The 20,135-nt window shown below is 68.1% G+C and carries 16 protein-coding genes; 9 read left to right on the forward strand and 7 right to left on the reverse strand.

Translation table 11 applies throughout. From position 1 onward, the window contains the following. The first annotated feature begins 10 nt into the window (after positions 1–10). Positions 11–481, forward strand: a complete 471-nt coding sequence (locus IHD13_RS05685; RefSeq protein ID WP_195860063.1) for a helix-hairpin-helix domain-containing protein — start codon at positions 11–13, stop codon at positions 479–481. 52 nt (positions 482–533) lie between these two features. On the opposite strand, the gene IHD13_RS05690 is transcribed toward IHD13_RS05685, so the two are convergent. Continuing rightward, on the reverse strand, positions 534–1,481 hold the full coding sequence (locus IHD13_RS05690) for a glycerophosphodiester phosphodiesterase (RefSeq protein ID WP_230086154.1): 948 nt from the start codon (positions 1,479–1,481) through the stop codon (positions 534–536). 296 nt (positions 1,482–1,777) lie between these two features. Here IHD13_RS05690 and IHD13_RS05695 point away from each other — a divergent pair, with 296 nt between their 5' ends. From IHD13_RS05695 to IHD13_RS05705, 3 genes are all read left to right on the forward strand, one after another. Then, a complete protein-coding gene (locus tag IHD13_RS05695; RefSeq protein WP_195860064.1) occupies positions 1,778–3,121 on the forward strand; it encodes a DEAD/DEAH box helicase in 1,344 nt (447 codons plus the stop codon). Between the two features lie 111 nt (positions 3,122–3,232). Beyond that, the gene (locus IHD13_RS05700; protein WP_195860065.1) at positions 3,233–3,793 is read left to right on the forward strand and encodes a hypothetical protein; all 561 of its coding nucleotides are present in this window, start codon (positions 3,233–3,235) and stop codon (positions 3,791–3,793) included. Next, on the forward strand, positions 3,783–5,015 hold the full coding sequence (locus IHD13_RS05705; RefSeq protein ID WP_230086155.1) for an MFS transporter: 1,233 nt from the start codon (positions 3,783–3,785) through the stop codon (positions 5,013–5,015). Before IHD13_RS05700 ends, IHD13_RS05705 begins: the two co-directional genes overlap by 11 nt. On the opposite strand, the gene IHD13_RS05710 is transcribed toward IHD13_RS05705, so the two are convergent. Beyond that, a complete protein-coding gene (locus IHD13_RS05710; protein ID WP_230086156.1) occupies positions 4,990–6,426 on the reverse strand; it encodes an MBL fold metallo-hydrolase RNA specificity domain-containing protein in 1,437 nt (478 codons plus the stop codon). The two genes, IHD13_RS05705 and IHD13_RS05710, sit on opposite strands and share 26 nt — an antisense overlap. A gap of 284 nt (positions 6,427–6,710) precedes the next feature. On the opposite strand from IHD13_RS05710, the gene IHD13_RS05715 reads away from it, so the two are divergent. After that, a complete protein-coding gene (locus tag IHD13_RS05715; protein ID WP_195860066.1) occupies positions 6,711–7,598 on the forward strand; it encodes a DMT family transporter in 888 nt (295 codons plus the stop codon). A 61-nt stretch (positions 7,599–7,659) separates the two neighbouring features. Further along, positions 7,660–8,085, forward strand: coding sequence for a hypothetical protein (locus IHD13_RS05720; RefSeq protein ID WP_195860067.1), 426 nt, complete (start codon positions 7,660–7,662; stop codon positions 8,083–8,085). Positions 8,086–8,404: 319 nt separating this feature from the next. Here the strand turns inward: IHD13_RS05720 and pyrC are convergent, their stop codons facing one another. Further along, positions 8,405–9,436 carry a dihydroorotase gene (gene pyrC / locus IHD13_RS05725; RefSeq protein ID WP_195860068.1) on the reverse strand — a complete coding sequence of 344 codons (1,032 nt, stop codon included), beginning with the start codon at positions 9,434–9,436 and terminating at the stop codon, positions 8,405–8,407. Between the two features lie 127 nt (positions 9,437–9,563). Here pyrC and IHD13_RS05730 point away from each other — a divergent pair, with 127 nt between their 5' ends. Beyond that, positions 9,564–10,139, forward strand: coding sequence for a hypothetical protein (locus IHD13_RS05730; RefSeq protein ID WP_195860069.1), 576 nt, complete (start codon positions 9,564–9,566; stop codon positions 10,137–10,139). Positions 10,140–10,163: 24 nt separating this feature from the next. Here the strand turns inward: IHD13_RS05730 and IHD13_RS05735 are convergent, their stop codons facing one another. Beyond that, a complete protein-coding gene (locus IHD13_RS05735; protein WP_195860070.1) occupies positions 10,164–11,819 on the reverse strand; it encodes a methyl-accepting chemotaxis protein in 1,656 nt (551 codons plus the stop codon). A 296-nt stretch (positions 11,820–12,115) separates the two neighbouring features. On the opposite strand from IHD13_RS05735, the gene IHD13_RS05740 reads away from it, so the two are divergent. Further along, positions 12,116–12,622, forward strand: coding sequence for a hypothetical protein (locus IHD13_RS05740; protein WP_230086157.1), 507 nt, complete (start codon positions 12,116–12,118; stop codon positions 12,620–12,622). Between the two features lie 75 nt (positions 12,623–12,697). On the opposite strand, the gene IHD13_RS05745 is transcribed toward IHD13_RS05740, so the two are convergent. From IHD13_RS05745 to IHD13_RS18435, 3 genes are all read right to left on the reverse strand, one after another. Next, positions 12,698–13,069 carry a DUF6746 family protein gene (locus IHD13_RS05745; protein ID WP_195860071.1) on the reverse strand — a complete coding sequence of 124 codons (372 nt, stop codon included), beginning with the start codon at positions 13,067–13,069 and terminating at the stop codon, positions 12,698–12,700. Between the two features lie 352 nt (positions 13,070–13,421). Beyond that, positions 13,422–16,562 (reverse strand): efflux RND transporter permease subunit, encoded by a 3,141-nt coding sequence (locus IHD13_RS05750; RefSeq protein WP_195860072.1) that lies wholly within the window; start codon positions 16,560–16,562, stop codon positions 13,422–13,424. Further along, positions 16,559–17,785, reverse strand: a complete 1,227-nt coding sequence (locus tag IHD13_RS18435; RefSeq protein WP_268246218.1) for an efflux RND transporter periplasmic adaptor subunit — start codon at positions 17,783–17,785, stop codon at positions 16,559–16,561. Before IHD13_RS18435 ends, IHD13_RS05750 begins: the two co-directional genes overlap by 4 nt. Before the next feature lie 247 nt (positions 17,786–18,032). On the opposite strand from IHD13_RS18435, the gene IHD13_RS05760 reads away from it, so the two are divergent. Further along, positions 18,033–19,895 carry an LTA synthase family protein gene (locus IHD13_RS05760; RefSeq protein WP_195860074.1) on the forward strand — a complete coding sequence of 621 codons (1,863 nt, stop codon included), beginning with the start codon at positions 18,033–18,035 and terminating at the stop codon, positions 19,893–19,895. Positions 19,896–20,135 lie beyond the last annotated feature (240 nt).

The following is a 20,135-nucleotide window of genomic DNA, read 5'->3' on the forward strand; positions in this document are numbered from 1 at the left end:
AAACGAGGCCATGGAAGACGATGCCCGGATCACTGCCCTGTTACAGGCCATTCGCGAGCTGCACCAGGAGATCGAGCACGCCGAGGGCGCCGATGCCGAGACCCGCCGCCATGTATTGAGCATGGCCCGGGTACGACTCGCCACCCTGGAAGTGCCCGACAGCCTGCCCGAGACGATCCGCGAGGGCGTGAACCGCGCCCATCGTCATCTGGCGGAACTGGCCCTGGCGCTCTATCGCGAGGGTGGCTGCGACGACCTGGATGAGGCGGCGCGCCAGGCCTACCTGGACGAGCATGCCGAACCGCTGACCGTCATCGCCGGCATCGGCCCCACCCTGGCCCGGCGTCTCTTCCTGCATGGGCTGGTCAGCCATGAACAGCTGGAGACGGTCGACGAGGCCACCCTGGCCCGGGTGCCCGGCCTGAATGCCGGCCACCGGGCACGGATCCTGCGGGCCCTGGGACCCGGCGAGACGGACTGAGCCTCCCCCTAACCCGTAGCTGGCTTTAGCCGCGGCTCGCCTACCGCCCCGGTCATTCGGCCGGCGTCAGCGCGCGAAGCCGGTCCGGGAAGTCGGTAAAGAGGCCATCGACGCCCCACGCCATCAGCCGCGCCATGGTCTCGCTGTCGTTGATGGTGTAGACGTGCACCAGCAGGTCATTGGCCTGGGCCTGAGCCACGAAGTCGGCATCGATGACCTCGCGACCATCGTAATAGGTCAGGTTGGTGCCCACCCCGATGGCATAGTCGGCGATCGCCTGGAAGTCGGCGTCACTCATGGCCTCGGGAGCCGGCGTCACCCCGGTCCACTCCTTCAAAGCCCCGGCGCCCTCCTCCTCCGGGTAGTACCAGAGCAGTTGCACCAGCGGCAGATCGGCATTGAGCTCGTGCACCCGCAGCAGGCTCTGCTGGTCGAAGGACTGAATCAGCACCCGCTCGGGCTCGGCCAGCCCATGGGCCTCGAGCCGTTCCACCAGGGCCTCTTCCAGCCCGGGATTGAGGTGCGGTGACTTGGTCTCCAGGTAATAGCGCACCGAGTCGCCATAACGCGCGAAGATCTCGTCGAGGCTGAGGATTCGCGCCCCCGCGTAAGCGGCGTCGGCCCGCTCGGGAAAGGCGTCGTTGAACCAGCCGCCCGCATCCAGGGCCTGCAGCTCGGCGAGGGTGAAGTCGCCCACCGCGCCCTCGACACCAGTAGTCCGCGCCAGGTCATCGTCATGGAACGCCACCAGTTCGCCATCCGCGGTGACCTGGACATCCAGCTCCAGATAATCGGCCTCCACGGCCAGGGCCTGCTCCAGGGCCGGCCAGGTCTGCTCCGGGGCATGACCGCTGGCACCACGGTGGGCGATCACGGCGAACGCCTGGTGAGCCTGCACCATCGCCTGACGGTCGCTCGCTTCGGCCAGGGCCATGCCGCTGGCCCCCAGGCCGACGCAGCCGGTGAGCAGGAGGGAGATCATGGGTTTCGAGTAATGCATCGGGGCTCCTTGCCTTTGCAGTGAGGTAACGCCGTCTATTTTTATTGAACGGACAATTAACTACGCTACTCAAACGAGCGTTAGCCAACAACCCCTTGATCCAACGCGGCTCTCCTGGCCCGCGACCCGATGCCACGGTCAAGGGCCTCGCACTGGGGCGGCTTTTCTGTCATGATGCCGGCGCGGCCTATCTCGGTCCCTCCTGCCGCACCTGTCACCCGATGTTTCTTGCTCCGCCGCCCGGGACCCGCGCCGCCATTGCCGCGGTGGGTGGCGACGGGGTCGATGGAGTCTCCATGAGTTTTTCCGATCTCGGCCTGCGTGCCGAACTGCTGCGTGCCGTCGAGGCACAGGGCTATACCACCCCGACCCCGATCCAGCGCCAGGCGATTCCCGCCGTGCTGGGTGGCGGCGACCTGCTGGCCAGCGCCCAGACCGGCACCGGCAAGACCGCCGGCTTTACCCTGCCGATGCTGCAGCGCCTGGCCGACGGCCCGCGCCCCGGCAAGCGCCAGATCCGCGCCCTGGTGCTGACCCCGACCCGGGAGCTGGCCGCCCAGGTGGGCGAGAGCGTGGCCGACTATGGCCGCCACCTGACCCTCAAGAGCCATGTGATCTTCGGCGGCGTCGGCCAGCAGCCCCAGGTGGATGCCATCCGCCCCGGCCTGGACGTGCTGGTGGCCACCCCCGGCCGCCTGCTCGACCTGCACCAGCAGAAGCACGTGGACTTCTCGCGCATCGAGATCCTGGTGCTGGACGAAGCCGACCGCATGCTCGACATGGGCTTTATCCATGACATCAAGAAGGTCCTGAAGCTGCTGCCGGAGAAGCGTCAGAACCTGCTCTTCTCGGCGACCTTCTCCGACGAGATCCAGGCCCTGGCCCACAAGCTGCTCGACAACCCGGCCAAGATCGAGGTGGCACGCCGCAACACCACCGCCGAGACCGTCGACCAGTCGGTCTATCGGGTCGACCGGGAGAAGAAGCGCGAACTACTGGCTCACCTGATCAGCGAGCAGCAGTGGTATCAGGTGCTGGTCTTCACCCGCACCAAGCATGGCGCCAACCGCCTCGCCGAGCAGCTCAGCAAGCAGGACATCCCGGCCATGGCCATCCATGGCAACAAGAGCCAGTCGGCCCGCACCAAGGCCCTGTCGGCCTTCAAGAGCGGCGAACTGCAGGTCCTGGTGGCCACCGATATCGCCGCCCGCGGCCTGGATATCAGCGAGCTGCCCTATGTGGTCAACTTCGAGCTGCCCAACGTGGCCGAAGACTATGTGCACCGCATCGGCCGTACCGGCCGCGCCGGCAGCGAAGGCCAGGCGGTATCGCTGGTCTGCGTCGACGAGCACGGCCTGCTCAAGGGCATCGAGCGACTGATCAAGCGCGACCTGGAGAAACACATCGTGCCCGGCTTCGAGCCGGACCCCAACGCCAAGCCCGAACCCATCGAGAACGGTCGCAACCGCGGCCGGGGCAATGGGGGCCGGGGTGGCAATGGCGGCCGCAGCAATGGCGGCCGGGGCCAGGGCCAATCCCGCCAGGGTGGCGAGGCCCGTCAATCCGGCAACCGCGATAACGAGGCCGCCAAGCCGGCACGCCGGCGGCGTCGCCCCCGGCGCCCTGCCCAGCAGGGCTGACGACCAGGCCAGTTCCTCCCGGGCCAGCGCCCTGTGCGCTGGCCCACTTTATCGCTTTATGCGAATGTATTGACCTGGATAACATCTCCCACTGGGCGAATGCGAGGCCCAATGCTGAGTTTCCTCAAGAGCAAGCCCCCCGAATGCTGGATCATCAAGCAGATCGATACCGACCTGCTGCATCTCTGTGGGCGTGGCCAGGTCACCGGCAAGGGGCGTGCCAAGGCCCTGCTGGAGCAGTTGCGCCAAGGCAGCTACGCGGGCCCCGTCAGCTTCGACAACAGTGGCCTGGTGCTCAATTCGCGGCTCTTCGCGGCCCTGGTGCCGCTGGAGGCGCTGAGCATCGACGATGAAGAGCGGGCCCTCTGGCAGGGGCGTGTCTGGCAGGTCTCCTGGGTGCCCCAGCGCTGCTGGGCCTTCGAAGGCCCCCTGACCACCCAGTTGACCTCCATGGGAGGGCGCTCCGGGCTGATCAGCGTGGAAGATGTCACCACCATCCGCGACAAGGCCTCCCCCCAGGCCGGCCCATCTCGCAATACACAACGCTATGGCCTCGAGGCCCTGGAAGGCATTACCACCGAGCGTGGCGCCCAGCAGGGAGAGGCCGGTAACCGCTGGTCGGGGCCCGCCGCCGTGGGGGGCCGTGAACGTCGAGACCGACATGACCGCTAATCAAACCATGCCATCCCGGGGACGCCTGATCGGCTTCCTCGCCCTGATGGTGCTGGTGGGACTCAACCTGAGGCCCGCCCTCTCCTCCCTGTCACCGCTGCTCAACCGCATTCAGGCCGATACCGGCCTATCGCCGCTGGGTATCGGTGCCCTGACCACCCTGCCGGTGCTCTGCCTGGGCCTCTTCGCTCCCCTGGCGCCCTGGCTGGCCAAGCGCCTGGGGCCCGAGCGCACCCTGTCGCTGGCCCTACTGCTGCTGGCCGGCGCCCTGCTGCTGCGGGCCAACCACCTGACGCCACTGCTGTTCCTCGGCACCCTGGGCGTGGGCGCCGCCATCGGCATCGCCGGCACCCTGCTGCCGGCGCTGGTCAAGCGCGAGCTGCCCAAGGGCGCCGACCTGATGACCGGGGTCTATACCATGGCGCTGTGCCTGGGGGGGGCCCTGGGTGCCGGGCTCGGCATTCCGCTGGCCGACTGGTTGGGGGACTGGCACCTGAGCCTGGCCAGCTGGGCGCTGCTGGCCCTGGCCGCCCTCGTCGCCTGGCGGCTGGGCATGCCCCATCCCAAGCCGCCATCCCCCGCCAGCCTCGCCCCGGCTCCCAGGGTGCGGCTATGGCGCCATGGCCTGGCCTGGCAGGTCACCGCCCTGATGGGTAGCCAGTCGTCACTGGCCTATATCGTCTTCGGCTGGCTGCCGGTGCTGCTGCAGAAGCGCGGCCTGAGCGAGGGTGAAGCGGGCTGGCTGCTGGCCGGCTCGGTGATGGTGCAGCTGATCTCGGCCCTCGGCGCCCCCTGGCTGGCGCGCCTGCATCGCGACCAGCGCCCCGCCATGCTGCTGGTGCTGGGCCTGACCACCGCCGGTTTCGTGATCCTGCTGCAGGCGCCACTCTCCCTGCGCTGGCTGGGCGCCACCCTGCTCGGCCTCGGTCAGGGCGGCGCCTTCAGCCTGGCCCTGACCATGATCGTGCTGCGCAGCGGCGACTCGCGCCTGGCCGGCAAGCTCTCCGGCATGGCCCAGGGCTTCGGCTATACCCTGGCGGCCATGGGGCCCCTGGCCATCGGCCTGCTGCTGCAGCTGGGCGCCGGCCTGGGTACCGTGACCGGCGTGCTGGTCGGCATCGCCGGCTTCGCCGCCGTTTTCGCCTGCCTGGCCGGGCGCAATCGGCGCCTGGAGTTCGACAAGCAGGGCACCCTGGTCACTCGGGTCTATCAACGCCGCTAGGAATCACCACCTCCATGGCCGCCCCACGCTCGGCGGCCATGGCCTCCAGGGCCGCCTTGAGGGCCTGCTTGGCCCCGCTGTCGCCATGCACCAGGCGCACCTGCCGCGGCCAGCGACGCATCCGACGAATGAAGTTGAGCAGATCCCGGGCATCGGCATGGGCCGAATAGCCGCCCAGGCTCGCCACCTTGGCGCGGATCGGGTAGCGCCGCCCCTCCAGCTCCACCCAGCCGCCCTGCGGCCCGTACTGCTGAATCGCCCGCCCCGGCGTGCCCCGGGCCTGATAGCCGACGAACAGCACCTGATGGCAGGGATCGCCGAGCATCGCCTTGAGGTAGTCGACGATGCGTCCACCCGCCGCCATGCCGCTGGCGGCGATCACCACCGCCGGGCGCCGCGTCTCGGCCAGGTGAGCCACGCAGCGCTGGTGCTCGTCGTCGCTCTCCGGGGTATGCAGGGTCTCGAAGTCCAGGGGGTGGCGACCGGCTCGCAGGCGTCGCTGCGCCTCGGCATCCCAGAAGGGACGCAACCGCCGGTAGGCCTGGGTGAAGCGCGCCGCCAGGGGCGAATCGACGATGATCGCCAGCTCGCCCCAGAGCTCGGCGGCCGTCCCGCCCCGGCGCCGGGCGCGATGAATGATCCCCTCCAGCTCGTAGAGCAGCTCCTGGGTGCGGCCGATGCTGAAGGCCGGAATCAGCACCGTGCCGCCATCCGCCAGGGCCGCCTCGATGGCCGCCTGGAGGCGATCCCGACGATGGCGACGCTCCTCGTGGCGACGATCCCCATAGGTGCTCTCCAGCACCACCACGTCGGCCCCATGGGGCGAGCGCGGCGCCGGTAACAGCGGCGAATGGGGCGCCCCCAGGTCGCCGGAGAAGACCACCCGCTGCCGCTCGCCGCGCACCTTGTCCCGCCAATCGACCTCCACATAGGCGGAGCCGAGGATATGCCCCGCGCGCTGCAGGCGAACCCGCACCCGCAGGCCGGCGTCATCCACCAGGGTGTGCCACTGGCGATACGCCAGGGGCACCAGCTGGGCACCGACCCGCGCCAGGAAGCGCTCGATCAACCCCCGGTCGCGGGTAAAGCCCACCCGCAGGGCATCCTCGATCACCAGCGGCAGCAATTCGGCGCTTGGCTCACTGCACAGGATGGGGCCCTCGAAGCCCGCCGCCACCAGGTAGGGCAGCCGACCGATATGGTCGATATGCACATGGGTCACCACCAGGCCCAGGACACCGTCCAGGGAGAAATCGACCCGCTGGCGCTCGAAGGCCTCGCCGCCCGCCTCCTCGCCCTGAAAGAGGCCACAGTCGATCAGCAGCGCGCGCCGCGCGTCGAGATGCAGGCGGTGGCAGCTGCCGGTGACGCCATCCACGGCGCCGTGATGGGTGATGGTCATGGCTTCCATGGCGAGGCCTCCTTTCCCCTTCCGCTTACACCTGGGCTAGCAACGTTGGAATCGTCGAGGGGCGCTGGGGGCAGGATGGAGCGGGGGTTTTTTGCCAGGGACGGCAAAAGTAGCGCCCAGGGAGGGGTTCACAGCGCCCCGCGACGACCTGCCCCCAGGGTAGCCCCAGACCGCACAGCTAACCGCGCTAGCCCTACGGTGACAGCATAGTCGCTGGGCGGCCGTGACCGGATCACGTATCATCGAATCGGCACGGACGCTTTCCCTCCGACGACAGGAGCCCCATGACCGCCGCTTCCCGCCCGCCCCTCAAGGCCGACCTGCTGCTGCTCGCCGTGACCCTGCTGGCTGCCGCCGGCTGGATCTTCTCCAAGGAAGCCCTCGACGGCCTGCCGCCGCTGCTGTTCATCGGCAGTCGCTTCCTGCTCGCGGGCCTGCTGCTGCTGCCCTTCGCCTGGCCCAGCCTGAAGAAGCGTCGCCTGAGTCAATTCACCGGCGCCCTGGGGGTCGGCCTGGTGTTCGCCGCCGCCATCGCCTTCTGGGTGCTGGGCCTGGCTTACGCCAGCCACCTGGGCGAGAGCGCCTTTATCAATAGCCTCGGCATCCTGCTGGTGCCGGTGATGGCCCGCCTGCTGTTCGGCGACCGCCCCCCGAAGACCACCTGGATCGCCCTCCCCGTCGCCGTGGTGGGGCTCGCCTGCCTCTCCCTGGAGCGCGGCTTCCAGCTGGAGGCGAGCCAGTGGCTGTTCCTGATCGCCGCCACCCTCTTCGCCCTGCTCTTCAACCTCAACTCGCGGGTGGTGAAGCGCCTCCCCGCCCTGCCATTGACGGCCATCCAGCTGATCGTGGTGGGCCTGGTACTGACGGCCCTCTCGGCAGTGAGCGAGCCCTGGCCCGCGCGGGTGGGAGGCGATACCCTGGCCTGGCTGGCGGCCAGCGTGCTGCTGGCCAGCACCCTGCGCTTCTTCCTGCAGGTCTACGCCCAGGGCCTGACCACGCCCAGCCATGCGGCCGTGATCATGATGCTGGAAGCGGTCTGGACCGCGCTGATGGCGGCGCTGTGGTTCAATGAGACCATGAGCGCCTGGCAACTGCTCGGCTGCGGGCTGATCTTCGCGGCGCTGCTGATCAATCGCTGGCGCTGGGTGCGGGCCCTGTGGCGCCGTCGTTGAGGCGGCCGGGCGGCCCTGCGGGACACGCAACGGGACAATAGAGCGGGAATAGGGAGCGGGAATGAGCAGAGTGCGCTACTCGGGCGATCTCATCGCCAGCCTCGAAGGCGTCATCTGGCTGGGCCTGGCCTGGTCGGCGAGCCTCTCCGCCTGGCAGGGCAACGCCCTGCCCAGCATCACGGCGCTCTGCCTGGCCGGCACCTGCCTGATCGTCTCCCTGGGCCATCGTCCGCTGCGGCTGATGCTGGGACGTTACCGGATCCGCAAACGGCGCACCGAGATGCTGATGCATGTGATCGCCCTGCCGTTACTGCTGGCCATGGCCCTGGCCGTTCCCTTCGAGGCCCTGGTGACGACCCTGACCGGCGCCCAGCGGCTGCTGCTGTTCAACGTCCTGGCCACTGCCGGCTGGCTGATGTTCCTGCTGACCATTCTCACCAAATCGGTGATCTTCGAGGTGCGTCACCGCAAGAACGGCAAACGCTAGGGAATGGCCTGCTGTGAGGCGGAGGCTGGTGTTGTGGGAGATCGGCGGTCCGGCGAAACCGGGACGCCGGATCGCCGCGCTCCCGCTATAGGTTAGGTGGCCTCTGCCACGGGAAGTGGCGCTGGGGCTGTGGGAGTTCGGCTCCGCCGGACGATTGGGCGACGCAGTCGCCCTTGAGGGCCGGCCAGGATCGCCCTGCGGGCGATATCGCGCGGAATCCGCGCTCCCACAAAAACCGCGGTGGCGGCTTGAGGGGCAACATAGAATCTCCCACCATAGGATTCACGCCAGAATGCGATGAACCCGATTTCTCGGCGGGCTAGACCAGCTTCCAGTTCAGCGCCTCACCGGCCATCAGCGGCACGATCACCTCGTCCCCATAGGGCAGGCTCTCCGGCAGGGTCCAGGCCTCCCGCTTGAGGGTAATGGTGCGCGGGTTGCGCGGCAGGCCGTAGAAGGCCGGGCCATTCAGGCTAGCGAAACCTTCCAGGCGGTCCAGGGCGCCGGCCTGCTCGAAGGCGGTGGCATAGAGCTCGATGGCCGCGGGGGCGGTAAAGGCTCCGGCACAGCCGCAGGCACTCTCCTTGGCGCCCTTGGCATGGGGGGCGCTATCGGTGCCCAGGAAGAACTTGCGGCTGCCGGAGGTGGCGGCGGAGAGCAGCGCCTCGCGGTGGCTCTCGCGCTTGAGCACCGGCAGGCAGTAGTAGTGGGGACGAATGCCGCCCACCAGCATCTGGTTGCGGTTGAAGAGCAGATGGTGAGCGGTGATGGTAGCCGCCACATTGGCCGGCGCCGCCTCCACGAACTCCACCGCCTGACGGGTGGTGATATGCTCGAAGACCACCTTCAGGTCCGGGAAACGCGCCAGCAGCGGTTTCATCACCTTGTCGATGAACACCGCCTCGCGGTCGAAGATATCGATCTCCGCATGGGTCACCTCGCCGTGGACCAGCAGCGGCAGGCCCAGGCGCTCCATGGCAGCGATGGCATCGGCGCACTTGTCGACGCTGGTCACCCCGGAGTCGGAATTGGTGGTGGCCCCGGCGGGGTAGAGCTTGACGCCATGCACCAGGCCACTGGCCACCGCCCGCTCGATCTCTTCCGGGATGGTGTTATCGGTGAGATAGAGGGTCATCAAGGGCTCGAAGCTCACCCCTTCCGGCACCGCGGCGAGGATCCGCTGGCGATAGGCCAGGGCCTGCTCGGTGGTGGTTACCGGCGGCTTGAGATTGGGCATGATGATGGCGCGGCCGAACTGGCGGGCGCTGTAAGGCACCACCAGGTCGAGAACCTCATCGTCACGCACATGCAGGTGCCAATCGTCGGGCTGGGTCAGGGTGATCTCGTTCACGGCGCATCCTGTATTGGGTGAATCAACCCGGCCAGTATACCCGCTTGCCGAGCAACTCGCCGTCCGCAGTGGCGAATCCTCCTTATTCCGCTAAACTAGGGGTTCCACACGCCCGAACGATGCCACCATGATGCTTCGCTCACTGTCTCGGCTCACTCTGGTCTCCCTGCTGATCACCCCGCTTCCCCTGCTGGCGGCGGCACCGTCATCCTCTGTCCAGGACGATGGCGAACTCGTCGAGCTTGACAACGGGGTGCGTGTCGATGGCGAATCCGTCGACTTCTTCGATGGCTTTACCTCGGGGTTCCGTGTCGCCGCCGGCTACCTGCTGCCACGGCTCCCACGCATCGAGATCGGCGCCGAGTTCGCCTACCTGGAGAGCGAACAGCTGCCCACCACCTACCAGGGGATGCCGGTCCAGCTCGACAGCACCAGCCTGCGGGGCGCGGTCATGGCCGGTCTGCGGCTAGGCAAACTGCACTTCTACGGCAAGTCGGGGCTGGCCGGTTGGCAGGCTGATTTGGCCGGCCCCGCCGAAGGCAACTGGCGCAGCGACTCCCTGGACGGCACCGCCCAGACCTTCGGCCTGGGCGCCAGCATCCAGCACAACGCCTGGCAGGGCCGGCTCGAGTACGAATATATCGACGCCGATCGCCTCGACCACCTCAATATCACCAGCGCCCGCATCAGCTATCGCTTCTAGGTTTCCAGGAAGCTTGGCAGCCCCTCAAAAACTCTCCCACTCGGCGGCGGCTTCTTGATGCCTGGCATCACGCTTCGGCAGTGCCAGCGGCTCTGGGGCAACAGCACGCCGTCTGGCTGGCTGCGGCGCACCTCCGGTACTGAATGCCTGGGCATTGATATTCAAGGAGTCCGCTTCCACCCGGAGTGACTGCGTCACGCCATGGTAGCGCTGCATCTCGGCCGTGCTCTCCTGGGTCGCCCGATCGATGGCGTGAATCGCCTGACCGATCTGGATCACCCCCTCGCTCTGCTCACGGGCGGCGGCACTGATCTCCGCCATCAGGTCATTGACCCGGTGACTGGCCTCACGCATGCGCTGCATGGCCGTCTCGGTATCCCGAGTATGCTCGACCCCCGCCGCCACGCCCTGCCCTGCTTCGGCGATCAGCGCCTGGACTTTCTTGGCGGCATCGGCCGCCTGATTTGCCAGATTGCGCACCTCGCCGGCCACCACCGCAAAGCCACGCCCGTGTTCGCCCGCTCGCGCCGCTTCCACCGAGGCATTGAGAGCCAGAATATTGGTCTGGAAGGCAATATTATCGATGGTGTCGACCATGGCGGCCATGTTCCGGGTCTGCTGAGTGATCGCCTCCATGGCCGTCGCCAGGGCCTGCATGCGCTGGACGACATCATCAACTTCCTTGACGTTGCTGTTGGCCGCCTCGGTGGCCAGTTGCGCATTGTCGGCACTATGCTGAACCGTGGACGCGATCTCCTCCATGCTGGCGGCGGTATCCTGGATCGCGGCGGTCTGCTGCTCCAGCCGCCCTACCATGGCCTGATTGCTCTGCTCCATGTCGCTGGCCGTCGGCCCGATCACATCGGCCCCCTGACGAATGCCCCCGGTGATCGACAGCAGGGACTTGCGCATCAGATCCAGGGAACGCACCACCTGCCCCAGGGGATCCTGGCGCCGAACTGCCGGAGCCGACGCGAGGTTGCCTGCGGCAATCTGCAGCGAGAAGTCGCTGGCCCGTTCCACCGAGCGGGACAAGGAGTGACTTAGCCACCAGCCCGCCAACAGGAGGCCAGCCGAGGCCGCCCCACCCAACGTCCAGGCAGCAAGCGCCGGCAACTGGGCAAACCAGGGACTGGCGCCGGCGAGGGCGACCCCCACCGCCGTCAGAGAAAAGCCCATCAGCTTGCCCTGGAGCCCCACCTGCCGGGACGGCAACCAGCCCAGCCAGCCCTTGCGCCGCAGCTTGCCTGCCTTGACCTCATAGCCACAGCGCCCCTCGCGCATCTCGCGGTACAGGACCTCCGCGCGACGCGTCTCCTCCTCCGGCACGAAGGTCCGCAAGGACGCAAACCCCTCGATGCCCCCCTGGCTCAGCAGGGGCACCACATGAGCATGCACCCAGTAATGGTCACCGTTCTTGCAGCGATTCTTGACGATCCCCTGCCAGCCCCGCCCCGCTTTCAGGGTGGCCCACATGTCCGCGAACACCTCCGGGGGCATGTCCGGGTGGCGCACGATATTATGCGGCGCATCGATCAATTCCTCGCGGGTGAAGCCACTGATCTTGACGAAGGCGGGGTTGGCATAAGTGATATTCCCCTGGCGATCCGTGCGGGAGATCAGGAAATCATCGGGCCCCAGGGGCTGATTCCGCTGGCTGACGTATCCATTGTTTCTCATTATGCGTACCTGGTTATCCATTAACACCGGCCAAGCCCCGGGCAGGCGCACCTGCTCAAGGCTTGCATAGGAGACTCGGCTGATTCACCAGGAGAGGGTTGTTATCGATATGGCCCAGCGCAGACAGGAGTCAGGGGATTATTAGTATATTCTCAATCATTATACGCCACCTTAAGTCACCGATTGGTAACGAAAAAGGGCAACAGATACCGGCTATTCTCACCATGATTCCCGCCATGCACTGCGACAAAGTCACACAGGTGTGTCGACCACGGTGAGCTGCTAGAGTGGCGTCTTTGCCAATCATTATCGATCCCATGCCCGCCTCCACCACCTCGCTGCGCCTCAACGCCCTGATCCTCGCCACCCTGCTGATCCTCGGGGCTGCTTCCTGGTATGCCGCGCACCGCCTGGCGATCAGTGACGGCATCGACTGGCAAGCCGCGGATGCCCCCTGCGACCTGGGCCAGGGCCCCTGTCATGCGACCCTGGCCGATGGCAGCCAACTGCGCTTCGCCATCGACGGCGAGAGGCCGATCCGCGCCCTGGCGCCCTTGACGCTGCGCGTGGAGAGCGATGCCAACGATATCCGCCAGGTGCGGGTCGACTTCGAAGGCATCGGCATGGAGATGGGCCTGCACCGCTTTCCGCTGGCGCCGGCCGGCGAGGGGCAGTTCGTCGGTCCGGCTCAGGTCGCCATCTGCACCGAGGCGGTAATGCCCTGGCGCGCCCGAGTTCGGGTCGAGACCGAAGCGGGCTGGCAAGGCGCCTGGTTCGACTTCACCGCCGTGCGCAGCTTCTAAGCGATTCGCCGCCCCGGAACGACAGCGGCCCCGCCAATGGCGGGGCCGCTGTCGTTTCCAGCAGACCGTCTTGCATCAACCGGCATCGATCAACACCTTGGCCTTATCGAGATAGACCCGACCATGGCTCTTCACACCCTCGGCATCCAGGCGCTCCGACGCCAGGTGAACCTCCTCCAGCTCCTCGGCCAGTTCGGCCACCTCCGCCGAGATGGTCTCCAGGGCATTCTCCAGGGTGTAGGTCAGCTCATGCACCTGCACCAGCTCTTCGTCGCTCAGCGTCTCCTGGGCCAACAGGGCCTCGAGGCGCTGGTTGTATTCGGTGAAATGCTCGACCGCCGCCTGCAGGGTCTCCGCGGCTTCGCCCTGGAAGTGATCGACGCGTTCGGCCAGGGCCTCACCCACCAGCCCGAAGGTCAGGGCCGCCAGGAACATGAAATGCTTCATTGCAATTCCTCTTTGCCAATGAAAATGATTTGCAATAAAGAATCTACCAGTTGCTCCCCGCCCACACAAGCGTTCCGGCTGCGGTGAATTGGCGCGGCCTTAGTCGATCCACAGGTTTGGTGGGAGATTCTATGTTGCCCCGCAAGGTTTCCGTGGGAGCGCGGATTCCGCGCGATTGGCGCCGCCAGGCGCCTTGATCGCCCGCAGGGCGATCCTGGCTGCCACCTGGGGCGACTTCGTCGCCCAATCGTTCGACATAGCCAAACTCCCACAACACCAGTGTTTCTTCCAGCAACAGTGGTTGTCCAGCCTGCTGTGAGGCTGGCCACCCAACCTGCTGTAGGTTCTGGCGTTAGCCGCGGTCCGGCGCCTCGGCGATGGGGTGCTCTTCCCCATGCCGCCCCAGCCGGGCCCGCAGGTGCTCCAGGTACGAGAGCAGCGCCGGGATCACCAGCAGCACCAGCAGGGTGGAGAGCCCCAGGCCGAAGGCGATGGAGACCGCCATGGGGATCAGGAACTGAGCCTGCAACGAGGTCTCGAAGAGCAGCGGCGTGAGGCCACCGATGGTGGTCAGGGAGGTCAGCAGCACCGCCCGTACCCGCTGCACCACCGCCTCGTTGAGGGCGGCGTCGATGGCCAACCCCTGGCGACGCTGCTGGCGATAGAAGGTCACCAGGATGATGGCGTTATTGACCACGATGCCGGAGAGCCCGAAGAGGCCGAACAGCGACAGCACCGTCAGCTCGATGCCCAGCAACCAATGCCCCAGCACCCCGCCCACCAGGGCGAAGGGAATGATCGCCATGACGATCAAGGGCAGGCTCCAGGAGGCGAAGACCCAGGCCAGCACCACGTACATCAGCCCCAGGCCGACGATCAGCCCGGTGCGCATATCGGCCAGGGTCTCGCGCTGGTCGGCGGCGCGCCCCTCGAAGCTGTAGGCGACGTGGAACTCCCGGGCCAGGGCCGGTAGGGTCTCGCGGTCCAGGCTCTCGAGCACCTGCTGGGCAGAGGTGACGCTACCATCCAGCTCGGCCCCCACCTCCACCGCCAGGCGCCCGTCGGCGTGGCGCAACGCCTCGAAGCCCTGGGCCGGCGACAGGCTGATCACCTGGGTCAGCGGGACCAGGCGCCCATCCGGCACCCGGATGGCCAACCGCGACAGGGTCGCCAGTCGTTCGCGCTGATCCCGGGGCAGCATTACCCGCACCTCGACCTCGTCGGCCCCCTGCTGATAGACCTGCACCACCTGGCCATCGAAGGCCGTGCGCAGCTGGCGGCCCAGCTCCGCGGTCGTCAGCCCCAGGGCCTCGCCCTGGGCATTGACGCGATAGATCAACTGCTCGCGCCCCCAGGGCATGTCGTCCTCGGTATCCAGCACCCCGGGCAGGCTGGCCAGCGCCTCGCGCAGCCGGTCGGCGGCGGCGCGCAGCGCCGTGGCCTCCTCCCCGGTGAGGCGAATCTCCACATCGCGCCCCGGCGGCCCGGCGGCGCGCTCGCTGATGGTCAGGGCCTCGAGGCCCGCCGGCATCGTGATGCGCTGCCGCCAGGCGCGGATCAAGTCGCTGTTGCGCACCTCCCGGTCATCCGGGGAGATCAGCTCGATCATGATCGACCCCAGCTCGTCGGCGCGCCGCCCGGTGCCACCGGCCCCCAGGCTGGCCCCATAGCGGGTCACCCGGGTACGGATCAGCTCGCCGCCGAGTGCCGCCTCGGCCTCGTCGAGGGTCGCCTCCAGGTGGTCGATAAAGCCTTCCATGCGCCCCGCCTCGGTGCCGGCCACGAAGCTGGCATTGGCATAGAGCACCGTGGGCTCCGGCGAGGGGAAGAAGGTAAAGCCGATGCGTCCGCCGGCCACCAGGCCAGCGGTCACCAGGGTCACCGACAGGGCCGCGGCCAGGGTGGCGGCACGGTGACGCAGGCTAAGCGCCGAGAAACGCCGGAAGGGCCCCTCGCGAAAGGCCTGGAAACGCCCCTCGAAGCCCTGGCGCAGCCGCTCCAGGCGGTGACGCGGCGCCTTGCGCCGCGGGTCGAAGGCATGGCGCAGGTGGGCCGGCAGCACCACGAAGCACTCCACCAGGGAGGCGATCAGCACGCAGATCATGATGATCGGAATATCACCGAGGATATTGCCGATGATGCCCCCCACCATCAGCAGCGGCATAAAGGCCGCCACCGTGGTCAGCGACGAGGCCACCACCGGCCACAGCATGCGCTTGGCGGCCCCCTCCGAGGCGCTGCGTGGCGCCTCACCCATGCGGTAGTGGGCATCGGCATCCTCGCCCACCACGATGGCGTCATCGACGATCACCCCCAGGGCCATGATCAGGGCGAACAGCGACATCATGTTGATGGAGCCGCCGATGCCCCAGAACACCAGCATGGCCGCCATGAAGGCGGTGGGAATGCCCACCGCCACCCAGGCGGCAACCCGCGCCGGCAGGAAGAAGTAGAGCAGCACGATCACCAGCACCAGGCCACCCAGGCCATTGCCGATCAGCAGCCAGATGCGCTCGGCGATCAGCTGCCAGCTCTGGTCATGCACCTCGAGGCGCACCGAGGGCGGCAGGCTCGGCCGCACCTCCTCCAGCCACTCCTCGAGCACCTGGGCCGCCGCCAGGGAGTTGCCCTCCTCGGCGCGCTGCAGTTGCAGCTCCACCGCCGGCAGTCCTTCGTGGGTCAAGCGCACCTGGCCGCGACGCGGCTCCTGGCGAATGATGGCGATCTCCCCCAGGCGCAGCTGGACCCGCTCGCCACTGAGGATCGACAGCCCCTCGAAGTCCCGGGCCAGGCGGCGCTGCTCCACGGCCCGCAGCTCCCGGGCGCTGTCCTGCTGCCCCAGCAGCCCCGCCGGCAGGTCCCGGGAGAGGCCCTGGATGCGCTCGGCGACCTGTTCCAGGGTCAGCCCCAGGGTCTGCAGCCGCTCGACGGGCACCTCGATGCTGATCTGTTGCTCGGCCACCCCCTCCAGTTCGACCCGGTCGATGCCCCGCTGCAACAGCTGGGTCTCGAAGCGCTGGGCCAGGCCGCGGAGCTCGTCCTCGACCAGGTCACCATAGAGCAGCAGCCGCGCCACCGGCTCGTAGCGGGCCAGGCGGCTGACCCTGGGCCGCTCGGCCTCCGCCGGCAGGCTGGTAAAGCCCTCCACCTCCTGGCGCACGTCATCCAGGGCCAGCACCGCGTCGGTGCCCTCGACGAACTCCAGGGTGATGCTGGCCACCCCCTGGGTGGAGGTGGAGGTCATGCGCTTCAAGCCATCGATGCTGCGCAGGCGCTGTTCCAGGGGCAGGGTGACGCCCTGCTCCACGTCCTCCGCCGAGGCGCCGCTCCACACCACCCGCACGCTGACCACGTCCAGGGCGAAGGTCGGGAAGAACTGGATGTTCATCCGTGACAAGCCCAGCACACCGCCCACCAGCATGACCAGCATCACCAGGTTGGCGGCCACCCGATGATGGACGAAGAAACCGATGACACCACGTCGCTTGCTCACGCCTCCGGCTCCTCGGCGGCGATCTCCACCCGCAGGCCCGGCATGGCATTGGGCAGATGAGTGATCATGATGCGCTGGCCATCGGTCAGGGCCTCGCCAACGACCAGGGCCAGGCGCGTGCCATCCGGGCCCCGGGTCTCGCCCAGGCGCTCCACCGCCAGGCGCTCGAGCCGCCCTGCCTCGACCCGGTAGAGGCGATCATTACCGTGCAGGGCGGTGAAGGGCAACGCCAGGGCCCGGGGGTGGGAGGGGCGTGCCAGGGTCACCGCCAGCAGGCCACCGGGGCGCAGCCCCGGGGTCGACTCGCGCAGCGCCAGGATCGCCTCGCTGCCGCTGGCATCGCCCTCGCCGGCGAAGCCCACCAGGGCGAAGCGCGCGCCGTTCTCGGCCTCGGCCAGCGGCGTCTCGCCCCGGGCCAGGGCCTCGAGCAGTTCCGCTTCATGGGTCTGGGGCAGTCGCGCGCGCAGCTCCAGGCCCGCTTCCGGATAGACCGACAGCAGGCTGGCGCCCGCCGCCACCTGGTCGCCGGGCGCCACCCGGACCTCGCTGACGATCCCGTCGAAGGGCGCGGTGACCCGGGCCCGGCCGGCATCCCGCCGGGTCGCCTCGAGCTGGGCTCGTGCCCGGGCCAGCCGTGCCTCCAGGCTCGCCTGGCGCGCCGGATGCTCGGCGATGGCATTCTCGCGGGTGGTCAGGGTCAGGCGGGCCCGGGCCAGGGCATCCTGGGCCGCATCCAGGTCGGCCCGGGAGCCCAGGTTACGCTCCACCAGGCTGCGCGCCCGCTCCAGCTGGCGGGCGGCGTTATCGCGAATCTCCTGCTCCCTGACCAGGGCGGCCCGATCGCTGGCCAGGCGCAGCTGCTCGTTGGCCAGCTGGGCCTCCAGGTCCGCCACCTCGGCGGCCGCCTGGGCCAGCAGCGGCGCGATATCCGCCTGATCCAGGGCCACCAGCAGTTCTCCCTCGGCGACTCGCTGCCCCTCGCGCACCGGTCGGGCAGCGATCCGCGCCGGGAGCGAAGCGGTCAGGGTCACTCGCTCGGGAGCCACCAGCTCGCCGAACAGCGGCAGGATCGGCGTCTGCTCCCCCAGCCGCACCTCCTGCACCTCGATGCGCCAGCTGCGCTCCTGGGCCGCGGCCGGCGGTGGTTCCGGCCGCGTCAGACGCAGGGCCACGAAGCCGGCGATACCGATCGCCAGGATCACCACGGGAAGGAGTCGCTTCAAGCTCATTACCAGGCCGCCACCGTCATCAAACCAGGGCCACTACTATACAACCCTTGGACAATATATCGATATGCGCCACCACCCCAGTGGCCACACCCCGTAGGGGCTAGCTTCAGCTGCGGTCCGACGCTTCGGCGATTTGATACCTCAGCAACCCATTCATCGCCGATACGCCGGCGATTTGCCCCACCTCCACCAACATCTTTTGGTAATATTCCCCGCCTTCATAAAAAACATAAGCACGATAATGACGCAGAGAACCTCACCCCGACCGCCGGCGCTGTTGCGCAGCTGGCTGAAATTCCTTGTCACCCTCACCCTGCTGACCCTGACGCTGCGCCTGCTGGGCAGCGCCTGGCTGGTCCCCGACGGCCTCTGGCCCCGGGCCTGGTGGTGGGGCCTGCGTTTCGACCTGGCCATCGCCGCCCTGCTCGCCGGCCTCACCGTGGTCGGCCTGTGGCTGCCCACCCGCCTGGGCTTTATCCCACCGCGCCGCGGCTGGCTGGTGCCGGCCGGCGTGCTGCTGCTTGGGGCACACCTGGGCGACTGGCTCTACTGGCAGGAGACCGGACGGCATATCGGCTACGAGGCCGCCGAGCTGTTCAACTCCGCCGGCAGCGCCACCCAGATGCTGGCCCTGCACTGGCCCTGGCTGCTGGCCCTGGTCGCCGTGACCGCCCTGCTTTCGCTGCTGGCCTGGGTGCCGAGCGGCAAGCCGGGACGGGGGCCGCGCCTGGAGCTCTCGCTGCTGGTGGTGCTGGCCCTGAGCGTGCTGCTGGTGCGCGGCGGCCCCAGCGGCGTGCCCCAGGGCCCCCACGATGCCATGCGCCTGGCCGATGCCCGGGAAGCCACCGCGGCCCTGAATGGCGCCTACTCGGCCCTGCATGGCCTGCAGAGTGGCCATGATGCCCTGCGCCAATGGCAACTCGAGTGGCTCGACGACGCCCAGGCCGAGGTCGCGGCCCTCTATGGTGACCGTCGCCCCGCGACCGGTGCGGCCCCCGGCGAACCGCTGAACCTGATCGTGGTGCTGCTGGAGAGCTGGTCCAGCGTGCATATGCAGCCCCTGACGGATGGCACCCCGGTGACCCCGCATTTCGATGCCATCGCCGCCCGCAGCCTGGCCGGCCGCGAGCTGGTCTCCGGCGGCATGCGCACCACCGAAGGCATGTTCGCGATCTTCTGCAGCTACCAGAACCCCCTGGGCCAGACCCTGGCACGCACGCCCCAGGCCCTGAACGACTACGACTGCCTGCCGCGCCGGCTACGCGACGCGGGTTGGCACACCGCCTTCTTCCAGGGCTCCCACGAGAACACCAGTAGCGTCGGCGCCTATGCCCAGTCGCTGGGCTTCACACTGAGCCAGGGCAAGGGCGATATCGACACCCGCCGCCATGACGAGAACGCCTGGGGCGTCTATGACGGCGACCTCTACCGCCATGTGCTGGCGAGCCTGGAGACCCTGCCCGAGCCGATGATGCTGGGGATCAACACCAACACCACCCACGACACCCAGCTCCACGACGCGGCCCCGCGGCTGACCGCCGGCGACCGTCATCTCGACGTGGAACGCAACGTCCTGCACCTGGCGGATCGGGAACTGGGTGACTTCGTCACCGCCCTGGAGGCACGGGAATGGCAGCATCCCTGGGCCTTGCTGCTGGTCTCCGACCATAGCGCCCGGGTCCAGGGCAGCGCCCTGGAACGCGCCCTGCTGCCCTTCGCCCTCTATATGCCGGATCGGGTTGCCCCGGGCGAGCCCGGGCGCATCGCCCACCAGCGCGACCTGGCCCCGACCCTGGCCGAGCTGCTGGGCATGCCGCTTCCCCACGCCATGGGGCACTCGCTCTTCGACGACGAGGCCCCGCAGATCGCCGACTTCTTCCTTAACGGCGCCCTGCACTGGTTCGCCGACACGGAGCGCCTGGTGGAGATCCCCCTGGCCGACCCGGACCAGGCCCGCTGCCACGCTTGGCGCGCCTCACCGGAGCTGGATCGTCCCCTGCCCTGCGGCGAGGCGGACCGCGCCGCCATCCGCCGTGCCTATGGCCTGACCCAGCAGGCCCAGGCCCGGCTGTTCGCCGGCGAGGCCCTGACACTGGTGCCCTGACGAACCCAATCGCCGAAGCGTCGGGCCGCCGAAGCGTCGGACCGCAGCTGAAGCTAGCTTGTATGTTTGAAGGAGACCCAGAACGGGCAATAGTGAGAAGGCTTGTCGGGGCAGGGAAAACGCATGAAAGCTGTCACACCGCGAGAATGTCGGCCAGATAGGTCTCATCCAGCGCGGCTTTCTTCTGCTTCCGCCGGATTCCGCCTTTGAAACGCTTCTCTCCCTTGAGGTAATTCAAGG

This window comes from Halomonas sp. 328 (genome assembly GCF_015645095.1).
Lineage (GTDB): Bacteria > Pseudomonadota > Gammaproteobacteria > Pseudomonadales > Halomonadaceae > Bisbaumannia.